Below are 16,825 nucleotides of genomic sequence, written 5' to 3' on the forward strand. Positions count from 1 at the left end.
GAATTGGGCCTAATCCGAAAGGCGCAAGGAAGCCGCGGCGCGCCCTCACCGAAAGGCGCAAGCCGACGGGGCGTCCCGGAACAGCAAGAGCACGGGACTTTTGTCATGGTGGCGCATATGGGCATACACGGCGATTCCACGGACGCCGCGGCGGACCGGCCTGAACCGGTCGGGCGCGAGCGCCGCGTCGTGGGCCAGGCGCTGTCCTACTGGCACGCCGTGCGCGACCACCGGACGCTGCCGCTGCTCGACGACCTGGACATGGAGGCCGAGCCCCTGCTGCGCGGCAAGCTGTTCCTGATGGACGTCACCGACGGCCCGGGCACCGCCACCTTCACCTACTGCGGCGGCGCCCTGTCGCACGCCTTCAAGGCCTCGGCCACGGGCAAGCGGCCCCACGAGGTCCTGCCCAGCGACGTCGCCGAACACATGCTGGACCTGGTGCGCGCGGTGGTCGACTTCCGCCGCCCGCTGGCCGACGCGGCCACCCTGCCCCGCGTGCGCGGCGGCGGCGTGCTCAAGCACCGCATGGCGATCATGCCCGTCTCCACCGACGGCAAGACCGTCACCCACATCCTGGGCGCCTTCAGCTACAAGGTGGACTGAGCGCGCGGCCAGCGGCGGCGCGGACGCTTACTCTCCCGGCTGCGCGGCGCGGCGGGGGCGGATCATGCCCTTGATGTCCGACAGCGACGTCGCCCCCATGGCAAAGGCGGCGACCGTGAAGGTGCCGGCCCCGACCGCCAGCAGGGCCGCCAGCGCGACGATGCTCGGCACGCCCGCAGCCAGGCCCTCCACCGGCAGTTCCGGTACCAGCCAGCGGTTTGTCGCCCAAACGGCGCCGGCCATCACCGCGCTGGCCGCCATGATGCGCGGCAGGCGGCTCTTGAGACGGGCGTCGGGGGCGAAGTGGCCGCGGCGGTGCAGGATGATCGCCAGCGCACCGCCGTTGACCCAGGCCGCCAGGCCCGTCGCCAGCGCGATCCCCACATGCCCCAGCACCTGCATCAGGATCAGGTTCAGCACCACGTTCACCACCATTCCGGCGCCGGCGCACCAGACCGGCGTCTTCGTGTCCTCGCGCGCGAAGAAGCCGGGCGACAGCACCTTCACCAGCACGAAGGCCGGCAGGCCGACGGCGAACGCCGCCAGCGCGCCGGATGTGGCCGCCGCCTCCAGCGGACCGAAGGCGCCGCGCTGGAACAGCGCGGTGACGATGGGATGCGCGATGACGATCAGCCCGCTCATGGCCGGAATGGTGAACAGCAGCGACGCCTCGATGGCGCGGTTCTGGTTGTAATGGGCGGCCTCGGTGTTGCCGGCGGCGATCTGGCGTGCCAGCAGCGGCAGCAGCGCCGTCCCGATGGCCGTGCCTACCACCCCCAGCGGCAGCTGGTTCACGCGGTCGGCGTAGTAGAGGTAGCTGACGGCACCGTCACTGACCAGCGAGGCCAGGATGGTGTCCACCAGCAGGCTGATCTGGTAGAGCCCGGCGCCGAAGGCCACCGGTATCACGCGCTTGCCCAGCAGCTTGATGCGCGGGCTTAAAGTGGGGCGCACCGGATGGATGCGCACGCCGGCCCGGCGGCAGGCGACGATCAGCCACACCAGCTGGATCACGCCGGCCGCCGCCACGGCGATGGCCAGCGCATGGCCGGGCGTGGCGGTGTACTGGTGCAGGGCCAGCAGGCCGCCCATCATCACCAGGTTCAGCAGCACCGGTGTCGCGGCCGCGGCGGCGAACCGGCCCAGGCTGTTCAGCACGCCCGACAGCAGCGCACACAACGAGATCAGCAGCAGGTAGGGAAAGGTGATGCGGGTCAGGTCCTCGGCCAGTTCCATCTTGCCGGGGACGGCATCGAAGCCGGGCGCGAAGGCATAGATGGCCCAGGGCATGGCCAGTTCCATCAGCCCGACGAACACCGCCAGCACCAGGCCCAGCACCGTGAAGGCGCGGCGGGCGAACAGGTGGGCCTCGGCCGCGCCCTCCTTCTCCAGCGTCTGCGAATACAGCGGCACGAAGGCCGCCGCCACCGCCCCTTCCGCGAACAGGCGGCGGAACAGGTTGGGGAACTTGAAGGCGACGAAGAAGGTGTCGGCCACCGTGCCCGCGCCCAGGAACCCGGCGATCAGGATATCGCGCGCGAATCCGGTGATTCGGCTGAGAAGGGTAAACCCGCCGACGGTGGCGACGGCACGGAACAGCGACATGGGCCTCACCGGCTTGACCAGGACGCGCCCTTTTACACCATGCCGGCAAGGCGAAAAAGCGGCGCGGGCGGAGCGCGGCAAAGCCACCCTCTGGGGTAGCCCGGCGACAGCCCTTTACGGCGGGCGCGATTCCAGTAATAAAGGGGCCGTCTTTTCGCGCCCGCACCCGCTGCCACAGGGGATGGCGGCGGCACGGGCGCCCGAACAGTCACCGATCGCGGGTTTTCCGGAGGGAGGCCCGGTCATCGCGCCGCAGGGTTGGCGGCGCCGTCAAGCCGGAAGGAAGCATCATGGACATCAACAAGATTCCCGTCGGTAAGGACGCTCCGTGGGACGTGAACGTCATCATCGAGATCCCGCTCCGCAGTGATCCGGTGAAGTACGAGGTGGACAAGGACTCCGGCGCCATGTTCGTGGACCGCTTCCTGCACACCGCCATGCACTACCCCTGCAACTACGGCTTCATTCCCCACACCCTGTCCGACGACGGCGATCCGGTGGACGTCATGGTGCTGGGCCGCATGCCGGTGGCCGTGGGCTCCGTCATGCGCACGCGCCCCATCGGCGTGCTGCACATGGAGGACGAGGCCGGCCGCGACGAGAAGATCCTCGGCGTGCCGCACTCCAAGCTGCACCCCTACCACGACAACGTGAACAGCTTCGGCGACGTCCGCAACACCGAGCTGCGCCGCATCGAGCACTTCTTCGCCCACTACAAGGACCTGGAAGAGGGCAAGTGGGTCAAGATCCTGGGCTGGGGCGACGCCAAGGAAGCCGCCGACATGATCGCCAAGGGCATCGAGGCCGGCAAGAAGGGTTGAGCCCTTCGCCGCCGCCGCCCTCGCGATGCTGGACGCGCCCCGACCCCGAAAGGCGGTCGGGGCGTTTCCGTATCAGTGGAGGAAACACGGGAGAACAGGAGGGAGACCGCCATGACCGCATCCGCGCGCGACCGCATCGAGGTGGTCGTCGGCGACATCACGCGCGAGTCCACCGACGCCATCGTCAACGCCGCCAACAACGAGTTGGGACCGGGCGGCGGCGTGGCCGGCGCCATCCAGCGCGCCGCCGGGCCGCGGCTGCTGGAAGCCTGCGAGCCGCTGGGCGGCTGCGAAACCGGCGACGCCAAGGCCACCGAGGACTTCGACCTGCCGGCGCGCTGGGTCATCCACACCGTCGGGCCGGTCTGGCACGGCGGCGACGCCGACGAGGAATCGCTGCTGGCCTCCTGCTACCGGCGCTCGCTGGAGGTGGCCGTCGAGATCGGCGCGGCCTCGGTGTCCTTCCCCGCCATCTCGACGGGAATCTTCGGCTTCCCGCCCAACCGCGCCGCCCCCATCGCCGTCAGCACGGTGGCCGAGGTGCTGCACGAGACCGACGCCATCGAAACCGTGCGCTTCGTCTGCTTCGACGAGGACAGCGCGGCCCTGCACCGCGAGGCCCTGGACAAGCTGGCCTGACGGGCCGCGGGCGCCTCAGCCGCCGTCGGGGAGGCCGGCAAGCACCGGCGTCACGTCGGCGGCGGCATCGGGCCAGCGCAGCAGGTGGGAGGGGCAGCGGCGGCAGTCGCTGGAGCCGAACCCGGGAACGGGCACGGCGGCACCGGCCACCGTCAGCGCGCCGCGCAGGGCGCATTCGTCGCCCCCGGCCACGGGCCAGACGGCGGTGTCGCCGGCGGCCGTGGTCAGCCAGTCCACATGCCAGCGGCGCGGTTTGTCGGCCGCCAGATGCCGGGCGCACCGCGCCCTCAGGCCCCCGCCACCCCGCGCCGATCCGCAATAGAGGTAGGTTCCCGGGGCCAGCACCGGGCCGTGGGTCCCGGCGAATCGCGGCGGCAGCGGCGCCGGAAAGCCGAACGTCATGCGCAGCACATAGGCACCCGGTGCGTCGGGAAGCTGATGCGGATCGTGTATCCACCCGGCCATGATGTTTGACATCCTCTCGGCTTACGCGGAAAGTGGTGGCCACGGATCGCGCCACGCACACAGCCGCAGCCCATGTTCAACTTCTTCGCCCTTTCGCCGGCCCGTCTTGCCGCCCTTCTGGCGGTGGGTCTGACGCTGGCCGCCACGGCCGCACCGCCCCCGGCGGCGGCGCAGGGCGCCATCTACGCCTGGACCAATGACAGTTTCTGGAAAGTGGGGCGGCTCGACAAGGAGTTGTCGGCGCTGTGCCGCCGCAGCGAGTTCAACCAGGTGCGCAAGAACCGCCTGAAGATCTGGTACACCGGCAAGGACAACATCGGCCGGGGCACCACGGGCGTCGCCAAGTACGGCTGGAACCTGAGCGATCCCAACGGCAAGGCCGTGCCCGACGTGACCTATCACTTCATCAACGACGGCTGGTCGGACTGCAAGGTGTTCGTCGCGCCCTGAGCCGGCGCACCGGCCCTGTCGCAACTCCTTGCGCTCAGCCGCCGCTGCCGCCGCGCCGCCGGCCGCCGGGGGTGGTGGCCTTGCCGTAACCGCAGTCGCAGGTCTGCGAGCCCTTGACCAGCCGCGCCACCAGGGCGCCCCGGCCGCTGGCGGCGTCCGACCGCGTCCAGCGAAAGACGGCGCCGCACTTGTTGCACAGCTGCTCGCCTGGGCCGCGCGCCGTTTCCTCCGTCTGGCGGCTCTTGGCCTTCTTCACGGCGGCGACGGCGGCCTGGATGGTCGGGGGCAGGGGCTTGTTGCGGTCACTCATGGGGCGGTGTCGTCCGGGATGGGGTCTCAGCAGGGCCAGTGCAGGCAGCGCGGGTTTTCCTCGCGGTCGCGCAACGGCACCAGTTCCCGCGCGGCCCGCCATAGAAGCCTGTCGAGCGCCGGGTCGTCCAGCCCCGTCACCGCCGGACCGCGAAGGCGTGCCGCCCGCACCGCCCGGCTGCCGTTGCACAGCGCCGCCTCAAGCGTCGTGCGGTCGGACGGATTGGCCGCCGCATCGGGCGGGCCTCCGCCACGCAGCCGGCAGGCGATGCCGCCGTTCACGGCCTGGGGCACGCCGAACAGCAGCACCACGCGCGTCGACGAATTGCCGGCCTGTGCGGCGTCGGTGGTGTAGCGGGTGGGGGCGCGGCCGGGCGGGGTGGGCATGCGCGCGGCGATGGCCGACGCGACGTCCGCCTGCGGCGCGGCCACCGGACTGCCGACCACCTCCATCAGCACCGGGCCCGCCGCCGAGGCGGCGCGGAAGCTGGAGATCGCCAGCGCATCGCCCGTGGTCGGCGTGCTGCGCGTGACCACGACGCCGTCCCCGGCGGCGCAGGCGGACAGAATACCCGCCAGCAGGACGGGCACGAAAAGGCGAAGGACGCGCGTCATGCGGGGATCATACCACCGTCGGCCGTGCGCTGCGAGGCCGGCGGGGCGGACCGGATCGGCCTCAACGCTCCCACACGGGCGCCGGGGCGGGCTCGCCCTCGGGGCCCGGCGGGCGGCCGGCGGCTTCGCGCTTCTTGGCGCGCATCAGCCCGAGCACCGCGTTGCCCACCACCGCGCCGACCACGATGATCCCGCCGACCACCGCCAGCGTGCCCGGCACCTCGCCGACGCCGATCCACGCCCACAGCGGGCCCAGGACCGTCTCGATCAGCGAGAACAGCGCCACCTCCGCCGCCGGGATGAACCGCGCGCCCGACATGAACAGCCCGATGGCCAGCGGCATCTGCAACAGGCCTTGGAACAGGATCACCGTCGCGTCGTGCAGGGTGTAGACGAGGCTGCCCGCCAGCGGCAGGGCGATCAGCGCCGCGCCCAGGCCGCCGAAGGCGATCACCGGCGTGGTGTCGCGGTTGCCGATGCGGCGCAGCTGCACCAGGGCGAAGCCGTGGCAGACGGCGGTGAACAGGGCGATGGAATCGCCCAGCAGCCGGCCGCCCCCGATGGAGCCGGAAAAGATGATGACGATGCCGATGATGGCGACGGCGATGCTCACCCAGGTGCGCACCGAGACGCGCTCGCGGATCAGCAGCCATCCGAACACGGCGGAAAACAGCGGCATGCAGGCCAGGATCACCAGCGTGTTGGCGACCGTGGTGTTCAGCATGGCCAGCACGAAGCCGATGTTCGCGCCCATCAGCCCCAGCGATGCCCACACCCCCGGCCAGCCCAGGCTGGTCACCACCGCCACGGTGCGGCGGCGGTAGCGAAGGCTCACCAGAGCCATGACCGAGACGAAGATGCCCAGCGTGCGCAGGAAGACGATCTGCCAGTGGCCCGCGTCCTCCACCAGGCGCAGCAGCAGGCCGTCGGGGCTGATGACCAGCATGCCCCCGGCGGACAGGGCGACGCCCTTGAGGTAGGTGGCGCGGTCGGCGTGCAAGATCGGCTCCTCTGGGAGACGGTGGGCCAAAAGACAGCCGCCCGCCGGGTGCCCAAGGGGCACGCGCGCGGGCCGGCAGTCTGCGTCGGGCGCGAGAGAGTGCCACGATCCTTTCAACGCCGCACCGTGCCGGCAAGGGCCATTCTGCCGCCGCCCCGCTGCAAAGGCGGGACGTCAGGCGCTGCAGCGGGCCTGTTGCAGGTCGGGGCGGTGGCCCATGCGGCGGCTGGCGTCCTCGCCGGCCAGGATGCAGGCCCGCGCGATGCGGCCCGTGGGGCTTGCGTCAAATCCGGTGTCGGCGCCCAGCACGGTGATGGCACCGACGATCTGCCCCCGGTGGTCGAAGACGGGCGAGGAGACCGCGCCGATGCCCTGCATCAGGGCGTTGCGCTGCGTCGCCAGACCGGTGGCGCGGATTTCCTCCACCATGGCCCGGTCGACGGCGTGGCCGGCGGCTTCCTTGAGGAAGGCAGCGAACACCCGCCCCGTCGCCGACGTCTCCACCGGCAGGACCGAGCCCACACGCACGTTCACGGCGATGGGCCGGGCAGCTTCCTCCCAGCGGACGATGGTGGGGCCGCGGTTGCCCCAGACGGCCAGGAACACCGTTTCCTCCAGGTGGTCGCGCAGATCGGCGAGCACGCTGGCGGTATCGCGCACGATGTCCAGCCCCTGCAGCGCCACCAGCCCCAGCGTCAGGGCGAACTCGCCCAGCGCATAGCGGCCGGTTTCGGCGTCCTGGCGGACCATGCCCGATTCGATGAAACTGACCAGGTAGCGGTGGGCCTTGGCCGGCGGCATCCCGGCCCGGTCGGCCAGTTCCTTCAGCATCAGGGGCCGCGCCGCCTCGCCCAGCGCCCGCAGGACGCCCATGGCGACCTCCAGCGACTGCACGCCGCGCCGCCGCGCGCCCTCGCCCTCGTGCCCGTTGGCGCCGCCGCCGGCATCCTCTCCTACCGCGGCGCGCAAAGGCCGCGACCGGCCACCCGCACTACGCATATCCAAAAATCCCCACACTGCTCTGCATTTCCCACGCTTGACTCGCATCGGCCCGTCAATTACACATGGCGACATCGATTACGCAATACGAAATGCGGACCCGCTCGAAGGCATCCCCGGGACCCCGCAGGACGTGTGAAATCGAGGCCTCGGCCGCCGGGAACGGCCGAAGCCGAACAAAGGGCAAAGACTTATAAAAGCACGGCCCTGTCTAGGTGAGGAAAGCGTCGGGTGACCGGACCCTGCATCCGGGCGAAGAGGCGGCCGCAAGGCCGCCTCTTCACATTGCGGGCTACCCCGCCGGGCGGCATTGCGCCGGCGCCGCGGCGCCGCGACATCAGACCCCGGGACATGGTGAGGGACGCGCAGCCGGGAGCCGCCGCCCATGCCATGCCGCCGCAGTCTTCTCTCCCTCCTGAGCCTTGTCCTGACCCTGCCCGTGCTGGCCGTCGCGCCCGCCCCCGCCGGCGCCGAGACGGAGCCGCCGCTTCTGTACGAGCCGCGCCTTTACACGCCGTCCGTGGAGCGCACGCTGGTGCGCGCCAAGGCCGACCGCCTGGAGGCCCGCCTGCGCGCCGCTCCACCGCCGCCCCCGGTCCGGGCGGCGCCGCTCCTGCCCAGGGCGCTGGTCCCGGCGCCGGCCTCGGCCATCGATCGCCGCATGGCCGCGCGGGCGCAGGCGTCCATCGACCGTGCGACCGCCTCGGCCGCGGGCGAACTGTGGCGTCTGGAACGAAGGGCCGCCCTGGCCGACCTGGAAGAGACGGAACTGTGGGCGCTGCACGCCCTGCGCACCTTCCGGCCCGATCCGGCGGCGGGGCCCGAGGGACGCTAGGGCTTTTTCCCATCAGGCGCGGTCGCGCCTGATGGACGTTCAAGCGCCACTGAGGCTCACGCGCCTTACCGGCGCGGGGTCGCAGTTGCGGCCCTGTGTCGCCCTTCTCGACCAAGTTTGATCGAAAACGGCTCTAGACGGCGGCGCGTGCCGCGGTCAGGCGCCGGAACCGCTGCCGTTCGGCGCGTTGGGGTCCGGCGCGTCCTCGGGCACGCGGCATTCGGCCGCGGCCTGGCAGATCAGCTCGCCGAACTCCCGCAGGAAGACCGAGCCCCTGACCGTGCGCTGGATGAGCACGCTGCGGCGGTCGGTCTCGTCCACCTTGCGCTTGACCAGGCCATAGTCGCTGAGGCGGTCGACGGCGCGCGTGACGGCCGGCTTGGAAACCTTCAGGGCGTCGGCCAGCCCGCGCACCGTGTGCGGCGGCTTGGTGATGTAGACGGTCAGGAGCAGCGCCATCTGGCGTGCCGACAGGTCCGGGCCGTCGCGGCGCACGCTTTCCACGATGGCGCCGCGCCACAGGTCCAGGGCCTCGACGGGTTTGATGTCCACGCTGGTCCTCTATCCGTTCCGTGACCGCTTGTTCCGTGAGCGGAACCTGTTTACCGGACCGGACGGCCCGGAGCAACGGCAAAGGGTTGACCGTTTCGCGTCCGTTCAACCGAAGCGGTCGGCGACAAGGGCGTAGAGCGCGCGCAAGGCGAAGGCCTCGCCGCCCGCCGGCCGGCCCGGCCGCCCGGCCGGGTTCCAGCCGTAGATGTCGAAGTGCGCCCACCGTGTCGAGTCCGAAACGAACTCCTTCAGGTAGAGCGCGGCAGTGATGGCTCCGGCAAATCCGCCCTCGCCGGCGTTGTTGATGTCGGCGGTCTTGCTGTCGAGCATCTTGCGATAGGGCGCCCACAGCGGCAGGCGCCAGACGGGGTCGTGCCAGGCCTCGGCGTGGCGCTCGATGTCGGCGGCCAGCGAGTCGTCGTTGGCGAAGTAGACGGCGATCTCGGGCCCCAACGCCACCCGCGCCGCGCCGGTCAGCGTGGCGCAGTCGACCAGCAGGTCGGGCTGTTCCGAATCGGCCTCGGCCAGAGCGTCGCACAGCACCACGCGACCCTCGGCATCGGTGTTGCCGATTTCCACCGTCAGGCCCTTGCGGGTGCGCAGAACGTCCTGCGGCCGGTACGCGGTGCCCGACACCATGTTCTCCACCGCCGGGATCAGCAGGCGCAGGCGCACGTCCAGCCCCGCCATCATGATCATGCGCGCCAGCCCCAGCGTGTTGGCGGCGCCGCCCATGTCCTTCTTCATCAACTTCATGCCGGCCGAGGCCTTGAGGTCATAGCCGCCCGAATCGAAGCAAACGCCCTTGCCAACCAGCGTCACCCTGGGCGCGCCCTCGCGCCCCCAGCGGATGTCGATGAGACGCGGTGGCCGGGCGCTGCCCTTGCCGACGGCGTAGATGGCGGGATAGTTGGCGCGTTCCAGGTCCTCGCCGACGATGACGTCCATGGTCGCGCCGTGGGCGTCGGCCAGCACGCGGGCGGCGTCCTCCAGTTCCTCCGGCCCCATGTCGCTGGCCGGCGTGTTGATGAGGTCGCGGGCGAGCGTGGTGCCGGCGACGGCGCGGGTCACGGCATCGCGGTCAGCCCCCTCCGGCCACACCAGGCGGGCCGGGCGCGAGGGACCGGAAGGGTCGCCGTCGCTGCCCGCGCCGGGGGCGGCGGTGTTGGACTTGTAGCGGGTGAAGCTGTAGGCGCCCATCTCCCAGGCGAAGCAGGACCAGAAGGCCTGGTCGCCCTCGGGCGCCGGGTCCAGGCGATAGTCGGCACGCGGCAGGGCGGTCGGCAGGCCGGCCAGCGCCCACGGGTCGGACCCGTCCCCCAGCCCCGCCAGGACGCGCGCCGCGCCGCCCTCGGCGTCCGGCAGCATCAGGTGGGCGCCCGCCTCGGCCTTGAAGCCGGCCGTTTCGACCCAGCGGCGCGTCGCCGGGTCCTGCGCCTCCAGCCATGATGCCAGCGCCTCGCGCGTCAGGGCGTTGACGGGAACGGCGGCATCGGCGTCGGACCCGTCGATGAGGGCGGTGACGAGGGTGGTCTGCGCAGGCAAGGCGGACGTCTCCTTCTTCGCGGTAGTTTCCCCCAGTATAGAACCCTGCCGCGCGCTCGCACACCCGGAAAGGGCGCCGGCGCGAGCGGAGGGTGAAGGGACTACGGTCCGGCCACCGGCGCGGTTTCCTCGGCGGCGATCTTCGCCCGCTCGTCATAGAACCGCTTCGCCCCAGGGTGCAGGGGCACGCCCGTGTCGTCGTCGGCGCGCGAAGGGTCCAGCTTGCGTCCGCCGGGATGGCCGGCGCGGTAAAGCTCCATGCTGGTGGGATGCCACAGGGACTTGGTGATGGCGTAGGCCATCTCGTCCGTCATTTCCGCGGTCGTCAGCAGCACCGCGCCGACGGCCAGCGTGGCGACGGATCGCGTCTGGTTGGGGTACGTGTCGGCAGGGATGACGTTGTGGGTCAGGTAGGGGAACACGTCGGCCAGCTTGTCGGCCGCCTGCCCGTCGATGGGCACCAGCGAGATCTCGTCCCGCTCCGCCAGGTCCGCGATGGTCTGGATGGGGGCGCCGCCGACGAAAAAGAAGGCGTCCAGCTCGTCGTTTGCCAGCCTGTCGGCCGACGGGCCGGGGCGGATGTAGGCGGGTTTGACGTCGTTCAGCTTCAGGCCGTGGGCGTTGAGGATCAGCCGCGCCTCCACCAGCGTACCCGAGCCCTTCTCGCCCACCGACACGCGCTTGCCCTTCAGGTCCGCGACGCTTTCGATGCCGCTCTCGGCGCTGGCGACCAGGTGGATGCTTTCGGGGTACAGGCGGGCCAGGGCGCGCAGGTTCGCCACCGCCTCGCCGCCGTTGTAGATGCCTTCCGCCGACCATGCCCAGAAGCCCACGTCCGCCTGCACCAGGGCCATGTCGGCCGTACCGGCCTTCAGGCTCTGGACATTGACCACCGATCCGCTGGTGGAGACGGCGGCGGCGATCAGGCCCGGCACGCCGCAACTGCCGCCCCGGTCGCAGGGACGCGATCCGGGCGGATTGCTGATGGCGTTGGCGATCAGGCCGCCGATGGGGAAATAGGTGCCGCCGGTCGGGCCGGTGGCGATGCGCAGGACGGTCACGTCCTCGGGCGGCTGCTGTGCCCGGCCGGCCGGCCCCAGGACCACCAGGGCCGCCGCCACCGCCAGAACGGCCAGCACGGCCCGTCGGGCCAGGTTCCTGCGGCGCGGCGCGTGGCGCGGTGGACGCGAATCGCGGTACACGGCGTCTCTCCCCCTTGTGGCCTCGCGGGTGGTTCACCCACCTTGTCCTCGGACATATGGGTGTGACATCCCCGGGGGTCCAGCACAATGCCGGTATGGTCTAACGCTTTGATTTTTTCGCCAGGACAACGATGCGCCGCCTGACCGCGCTGCCCGATCCGGACCTGCCGCCGGCCGGGGCCACGGCGGCGCGCGACGACGCCGCCGACGCCGCGGTCGGCCCCTGCCCGCTGTGCGGCCGCCCCATGGTCGCCGGCCCCAGCCTCGACCGCCATCACTGGGTGCCGCGGTCCCAGGGCGGGCGCGAGCAGACGCTCATGCACCGCATCTGCCACCGCAAGATCCACAGCGTGCTGACCGAGCGCGACCTGGCCGCCGCCTACGACTCGCCCGACGCCCTGCGCACCCACCCCGAGATCGCGCGGTTCCTGAAGTGGGTGCGCAAGAAACCGCCGGAATACATGGACCGCCACCGGCGCAAACGGGGTTAGCGCCGCCGACCCTCTATTCGTTGCGCAAAAGCGGCGCCGCCTTCACGCCCATGGCGCGCCAGGTGCCGGCGAAGCCCGCCCCCAGGGTCACCACCACGCAGGCCAGCACCGTGCCCGCGGCGATCCAGGGCAGCCACGTCCAGGTGACCTCGCGCATGACGAAGGTCATCACCGCCCAGCCCACCACCGAGCCGATGGCGACGGCGATGACGCCCGTCGCCGCACCCAGGATGCCGTATTCCACCAGGAACGCCCGCAGCACGTCGCGCCGGGTGGCCCCCAGCACCTTCAGCACCACCGAATCGTAGACCCGGCGCCGGTGCCCCGCCGCGATGGCGCCCGCCAGCACCAGCGCACCGGCCAGCAGCGTCACGGCGGCCACCGCGCGCACGGCGTTTCCGGCCGCCGCGATGACCTGGTTGACGGCATCCAGCGCGTCCTTCACCCGCAGGGCGGAGACGTTGGACAGGCGATCGGCCATCAGGCGCTCCAGCGCATCCGCCGCCGGGCCGTCGGCCTGCACGGTGGCGATCCAGGTGCGCGGCGCGCCGGCGAGCGTGTTGGGGCTGAACAGGAAGCTGAAGTTCATGCTCAAGGAGCCCCAGTTCACGTTGCGCAGGTTGGCGATCTCGCCGGTGATGGCGCGGCCCAGCACGTTGACGGTCACCGTGTCGCCGACGCCGACGCCCAGCCCCTCGGCGATGTTCTGGGCCAGGCTGATCTGCGGCGTGCCCTGCCAGTCGGCCGGCCACCACTCGCCGGCGACGATCTCGGCGTTGGACGGCGGCTCGGCGGCGGACGACAGGCCCCGGTCGCCGCGCACGGTCCAGCGCACCTCCGGGTCCACGTTCTCGATGACCACGGGCTCGCCCTTGAGGTGGGTGATGTTGCCGCGGATCATGTCGGCCATCTGCACGATCGAGGCGCCCTCGACCTCGGCGACCGTCTGCTCGAACGTTTCAACCTGGCCCGGCTGGATGTCGATGAAGAAGAACGTGGGCGCCTGGTCCGGCAGGTTCTCGTTGATGGTGCGCGACAGGTTGCCCTCGATCTGCGCCACCGCCACCAGAACGGTCAGCCCCAGGCCCAGCGACAGCACAACGGACGCCGTCGGAGCGCCCGGCCGGTGCAGGTTCGCCAGCGCCAGCCGCAGGCCCGGCCGCCCGCGCGCCGCCGCGGACTGGCGGGCGGCCAGCGCCTTCACCACCCACGCCGCAGCCCGGAACAGCGCCAGCGACACCACCGAGCCGACGACGAACCACGCCGCCAGCACCGGATTGTCGGCCGTGACGATGGTCAGCGCCGCCAGCAGGCCGGCCAGCACCAGGATGCTCGCCAGGTCCCGCCCATGCGGCATGCCGCCGGGCGTTGCAACCACGCTGCGGAACAGGGCGGCGGCGCGGATGGCGCGGGTGCGCGACAGCGGCCACAGGGCGAAGACCAGCGCCGTCAGCACGCCGAACCCGGCCGCCTTGACCAGCGGCCATGGATAGATCGCCGCCTTCGCCTCCACCGGCAGCAGGCCCTTGAGCGCGCCGGAGGCCACGAAGGGCACCACCGCCCCCAGCACCAGCCCGAGCCCGATGCCAAGCGCGGCGATCAGCGTGATCTGGATCAGGTAGATGTGAAAGATGCGCCGGCTGGATGCGCCCAGGCACTTGAGCGTCGCGATGGTGTTCACGCGGCTGTCCAGGAAGGCCTTCACCGCGTTGGCGACGCCGATGCCGCCCACCAGAAGCGCGGTCAGACCGACCAGCGTCAGGAAAAGGGTGATGTTGCCCAGGAAGCGCTCGAACCCCGGCGCGGCCCGGTCCAGCCCGCGCAACTGCCAGCCGGCGTCGGGGAACTGCTCCGCCAGGGCGGCGCGCAGCGCCTCCACCCGGTCGGTGGCGACGCGGGTCTCGTATTCGATCAGCGTGCCCGGCTGGATCAGGCCAGTCGCCTCGACCGCCTCGTTGGCCAGCAGGACCGTGGGACCGAAGCTGAAGACGCGGTTGGCGCGGTCGGGCTGGACGATGAGGGCGGCACGCACCTCCACGTCCAGGTCGCCGAGACGGATGGTGTCGCCGACGTCGATCCCCAGACGCGCCAGAAGGGCCGGGTCCACCGCCGTGCCCCACGTACCGTCCCGCCGGGCCAGCGCCTCGGACAGCGGCATGGCGGGGTCCAGTTCCACCGCACCGTAAAGGGGATAGGCGTCGTCGACGCCCTTCATCTGCACCAGCGTGCTGTCGCCGCCGCCGCGGGCCATGGTGCGCAGCTCGCTGGTCAGCGAGGTGCGGCCAAAGCTGTCCATCAGCGCCATCTGCTCGGGCGTCGGCGGGCGGTAGGTGAGTTCCACCTCCAGGTCGCCGCCCAGGATGACCCGCGCGTCGGCCTCAAGCCCGCGCTGCACGGCCTCGTTGGTCGATCCGGCGGCGGCGATGGCGGCCACCCCCAGCGCCAGGCACGCCAGGAAGATGCGGAACCCGCTCAGGCCCCCGCGCAGCTCCCGCAGCGCGAAGCGCCACGCGACCGGAAGGTTTGCGAAGCGGGCGGCGGCCATGATGTCAGTCCTCGGTCTTGCGCCAGGCGATGAACCCGCCGAACAGGAAAGCCTGGAAGAAGTGCTCGGGCGCCGTGAAGCCGGCCTCGTCCAGCAGGTCGGTCAGGCGCGACAGCGGCACGAAATGAACGTCGCGCTCCACATGGCGGCGGCCCTTCTCCACCTCCACCGGATCGATGCCGTTGCCCAGTTGCCAGTGCATCCAGGCATCCATGATGAGCTGGTGGCGCGGGCTGCCGGGCGTCTCGTGCATGTCCGCCAGGATCAGCGGTGCGCCGGGCTTCATGCGCGCCGCGATGCTTTTCAGAAGCGTGAGCTTGGTGCCGTCGTCGGGCAGGAAGTGCATGACCAGCAGACAGGTGGCGGCGTCGAAGGCCGTTTCCTCCGCCGGCAGGTCGGCGCAGAGGCAGGGATGCAGGCCGCAGCGCTCCGCCACCGGATGGCCCTTGATGCGGTCCTCGGCGATGGCGAGCATGCCCGCCGCCGGGTCGCAGGCGGTGAACGACCAACCCGGCGCCGCCTGCCCCAGCGCCAGAAGCTCCGCCCCCGTGCCGGCGCCCACCACCAGCACGCGCCCATCGGCGGGCACGGCATCCTTGAGCATCACGCCGGTCATGGAATGCAGGGCGTCATAGCCCGGAATCACCCGGCGGATGGTGTCGTCGTAGCGCTTGGCGCGGCTGGCGTGGAAGGTGTCGCGGTCGGGCGTCTTGGTGTCGGCGGTCATGCCGCGCGGGCCTCCTTGATTTCGCCGTCGCGCAAGGACACGACGCGGTCGCAGCGCCCGGCCAGGCGCGGGTCATGAGTGATGAGCAGAAGCGTCGCGCCCTTCTTCTTCGCCATGTCGAACAGCAGGTCCATGACGTGGGCGCCGGTCTCCTGGTCCAGGTTGCCGGTGGGCTCGTCGGCCAGCAGAACCTTGGGCTCCACCACGAAGGCGCGGGCCAGCGCCACGCGCTGCTGCTCGCCGCCCGACAGCTGGCCGGGATAGTGGTCCAGGCGATGGCCCAGGCCGACGGCCTCCAGGTGTTCGGCGGCGCGCTCAAAGGCGTCGCGCCGGCCGGCGAACTCCAGCGGCACGGCGACGTTCTCCAGCGCCGTCATGGTGGGCACCAGGTGGAAGCCCTGGAACACCACGCCCAGCGTGTCGCGGCGGAACAGCGCCAGGTCGTCCTCGTCCATCGCCGTCAGGTCGTGCCCGGCGACGTTGACCACGCCGTCGGTGGCGCGCTCCAGGCCGGCGATGACCATCATCATGGTCGACTTGCCGCTGCCGGACGGCCCGACGACGCCCACGGCCTCGCCGCCGTGAACGGTCAGGTCCAGGCCGCGCAGAATGTTGACGGGGCCGGCCGGCCCCTCCAAGGTCACGCGGACCGACCTTAAATCAATGGTCGGCGCGGCGGTTGCGGCGCGGGTTGGCGTCGTCGTCGAGGAAGCGGGAGTGAAGCTCGTCATGCGATTTCCAGGTCTGAAAGCCCTCTGCACATTTGGCCTTGCGCTGTGGCTTGTCAACGGCAACGGCCCGGCGGCCATGGCGGCGGAGGGCGATCCGGTCACCCTGCTGGCGCTGGGCGACAGTCTGACGGCCGGTTACGACCTGCCCCAGGATGCCGCCTTCCCTGTACGGCTGGAAGAGGCCCTGCGGACCAGGGGCCTTGACGTGAAGGTCATCAACGCCGGCGTTTCCGGCGACACCACCGCCGGCGGGCTGGCGCGGCTGGACTGGCTGATCTCGGGGCAGGACATCGACGCCGCCATCGTGGAGCTGGGCGCCAACGACGCCCTGCGCGGCCTGCCGCCGGAAGACGCCAAGAAAAACCTCGACGCCATCCTCTCGAAGCTGAAGGATCAGGGCGTCAACGTCCTGCTGGCCGGGATGATGGCTCCGCGCAACATGGGCCCGGACTACGTGAAGGCGTTCGACGCCATGTATCCGGCCCTGGCGGAAAAGCACGACGTTTTGCTATATCCTTTCTTTCTCGAGGGTGTGGCGATGCAAGAGGACCTGCTGCTCCCCGACGGCATGCATCCCAATGAACGGGGGGTCGACGTGATGGTCGAGACCATTCTGCCCAAGGTCGAGGCACTGCTGAAGCGTGCCACCGCGGCAGGCGGCTGACGGCGCGACCCCTGTCCCTGCCCT

At 71.1% G+C, this 16,825-nt stretch carries 19 protein-coding genes; 7 read left to right on the forward strand and 12 right to left on the reverse strand.

Annotation, left to right across the window (positions count from 1 at the left end; all coding sequences use genetic code 11):
• Positions 1–105 precede the first annotated feature (105 nt).
• Complete coding sequence (locus tag LG334_RS23240; protein WP_404381952.1) at positions 106–606, forward strand: PAS domain-containing protein; 501 nt, start codon at positions 106–108, stop codon at positions 604–606.
• Positions 607–633: 27 nt separating this feature from the next.
• Here LG334_RS23240 and murJ read toward each other — a convergent pair whose 3' ends face one another.
• On the reverse strand, positions 634–2,211 hold the full coding sequence (murJ, locus tag LG334_RS23245; protein ID WP_404381954.1) for a murein biosynthesis integral membrane protein MurJ: 1,578 nt from the start codon (positions 2,209–2,211) through the stop codon (positions 634–636).
• Positions 2,212–2,501: 290 nt separating this feature from the next.
• Here murJ and ppa point away from each other — a divergent pair, with 290 nt between their 5' ends.
• A complete protein-coding gene (gene ppa, locus LG334_RS23250) occupies positions 2,502–3,032 on the forward strand; it encodes an inorganic diphosphatase (RefSeq protein WP_404381956.1) in 531 nt (176 codons plus the stop codon).
• Between the two features lie 111 nt (positions 3,033–3,143).
• On the forward strand, positions 3,144–3,671 hold the full coding sequence (locus LG334_RS23255) for an O-acetyl-ADP-ribose deacetylase (protein WP_404381958.1): 528 nt from the start codon (positions 3,144–3,146) through the stop codon (positions 3,669–3,671).
• 15 nt (positions 3,672–3,686) lie between these two features.
• Here the strand turns inward: LG334_RS23255 and LG334_RS23260 are convergent, their stop codons facing one another.
• A complete protein-coding gene (locus LG334_RS23260; protein ID WP_404381960.1) occupies positions 3,687–4,136 on the reverse strand; it encodes a DUF123 domain-containing protein in 450 nt (149 codons plus the stop codon).
• A gap of 72 nt (positions 4,137–4,208) precedes the next feature.
• Here LG334_RS23260 and LG334_RS23265 point away from each other — a divergent pair, with 72 nt between their 5' ends.
• Positions 4,209–4,586, forward strand: coding sequence for a hypothetical protein (locus tag LG334_RS23265; RefSeq protein WP_404381961.1), 378 nt, complete (start codon positions 4,209–4,211; stop codon positions 4,584–4,586).
• Between the two features lie 34 nt (positions 4,587–4,620).
• On the opposite strand, the gene LG334_RS23270 is transcribed toward LG334_RS23265, so the two are convergent.
• The 4 genes from LG334_RS23270 to LG334_RS23285 form a co-directional block, all read right to left on the reverse strand.
• Positions 4,621–4,896: a hypothetical protein gene (locus LG334_RS23270; RefSeq protein WP_404381962.1), complete on the reverse strand. Its 276-nt coding sequence runs from the start codon at positions 4,894–4,896 to the stop codon at positions 4,621–4,623.
• Between the two features lie 26 nt (positions 4,897–4,922).
• Positions 4,923–5,510: a hypothetical protein gene (locus tag LG334_RS23275; RefSeq protein WP_404381964.1), complete on the reverse strand. Its 588-nt coding sequence runs from the start codon at positions 5,508–5,510 to the stop codon at positions 4,923–4,925.
• Positions 5,511–5,571: 61 nt separating this feature from the next.
• Positions 5,572–6,510, reverse strand: coding sequence for a DMT family transporter (locus LG334_RS23280; protein WP_404381966.1), 939 nt, complete (start codon positions 6,508–6,510; stop codon positions 5,572–5,574).
• Between the two features lie 174 nt (positions 6,511–6,684).
• The gene (locus LG334_RS23285) at positions 6,685–7,509 is read right to left on the reverse strand and encodes an IclR family transcriptional regulator (RefSeq protein WP_404381968.1); all 825 of its coding nucleotides are present in this window, start codon (positions 7,507–7,509) and stop codon (positions 6,685–6,687) included.
• A 385-nt stretch (positions 7,510–7,894) separates the two neighbouring features.
• Here LG334_RS23285 and LG334_RS23290 point away from each other — a divergent pair, with 385 nt between their 5' ends.
• Positions 7,895–8,344: a hypothetical protein gene (locus LG334_RS23290; RefSeq protein ID WP_404381970.1), complete on the forward strand. Its 450-nt coding sequence runs from the start codon at positions 7,895–7,897 to the stop codon at positions 8,342–8,344.
• Positions 8,345–8,500: 156 nt separating this feature from the next.
• Here the strand turns inward: LG334_RS23290 and LG334_RS23295 are convergent, their stop codons facing one another.
• From LG334_RS23295 to LG334_RS23305, 3 genes are all read right to left on the reverse strand, one after another.
• Positions 8,501–8,896, reverse strand: a complete 396-nt coding sequence (locus tag LG334_RS23295) for a MarR family transcriptional regulator (RefSeq protein ID WP_404381972.1) — start codon at positions 8,894–8,896, stop codon at positions 8,501–8,503.
• A gap of 105 nt (positions 8,897–9,001) precedes the next feature.
• Complete coding sequence (locus tag LG334_RS23300) at positions 9,002–10,441, reverse strand: leucyl aminopeptidase family protein (RefSeq protein WP_404381974.1); 1,440 nt, start codon at positions 10,439–10,441, stop codon at positions 9,002–9,004.
• Between the two features lie 101 nt (positions 10,442–10,542).
• On the reverse strand, positions 10,543–11,643 hold the full coding sequence (locus tag LG334_RS23305) for a TAXI family TRAP transporter solute-binding subunit (protein WP_404381976.1): 1,101 nt from the start codon (positions 11,641–11,643) through the stop codon (positions 10,543–10,545).
• A gap of 131 nt (positions 11,644–11,774) precedes the next feature.
• Here LG334_RS23305 and LG334_RS23310 point away from each other — a divergent pair, with 131 nt between their 5' ends.
• Entirely contained in the window at positions 11,775–12,134 is a 360-nt protein-coding gene (locus LG334_RS23310; protein ID WP_404381978.1) for an HNH endonuclease, read from the forward strand.
• 13 nt (positions 12,135–12,147) lie between these two features.
• Here the strand turns inward: LG334_RS23310 and LG334_RS23315 are convergent, their stop codons facing one another.
• Genes LG334_RS23315 through LG334_RS23325 form a run of 3 tightly spaced genes read right to left on the reverse strand, consistent with a single transcriptional unit; the run spans position 12,148 to position 16,050 of the window.
• Positions 12,148–14,679, reverse strand: coding sequence for an ABC transporter permease (locus LG334_RS23315; protein ID WP_404381980.1), 2,532 nt, complete (start codon positions 14,677–14,679; stop codon positions 12,148–12,150).
• Positions 14,680–14,683: 4 nt separating this feature from the next.
• Positions 14,684–15,406, reverse strand: coding sequence for a methyltransferase (locus tag LG334_RS23320; protein ID WP_404381982.1), 723 nt, complete (start codon positions 15,404–15,406; stop codon positions 14,684–14,686).
• Positions 15,403–16,050: an ABC transporter ATP-binding protein gene (locus LG334_RS23325; protein WP_404381984.1), complete on the reverse strand. Its 648-nt coding sequence runs from the start codon at positions 16,048–16,050 to the stop codon at positions 15,403–15,405. Before LG334_RS23325 ends, LG334_RS23320 begins: the two co-directional genes overlap by 4 nt.
• Positions 16,051–16,135: 85 nt before the next feature.
• Here LG334_RS23325 and LG334_RS23330 point away from each other — a divergent pair, with 85 nt between their 5' ends.
• Entirely contained in the window at positions 16,136–16,801 is a 666-nt protein-coding gene (locus LG334_RS23330) for an arylesterase (RefSeq protein ID WP_404381986.1), read from the forward strand.
• Positions 16,802–16,825: the final 24 nt, after the last annotated feature.

It is taken from the genome of Caenispirillum salinarum, from assembly GCF_044803115.1.
In the GTDB taxonomy this organism is placed as follows: Bacteria; Pseudomonadota; Alphaproteobacteria; order Rhodospirillales; family Rhodospirillaceae; genus Caenispirillum; species Caenispirillum salinarum_A.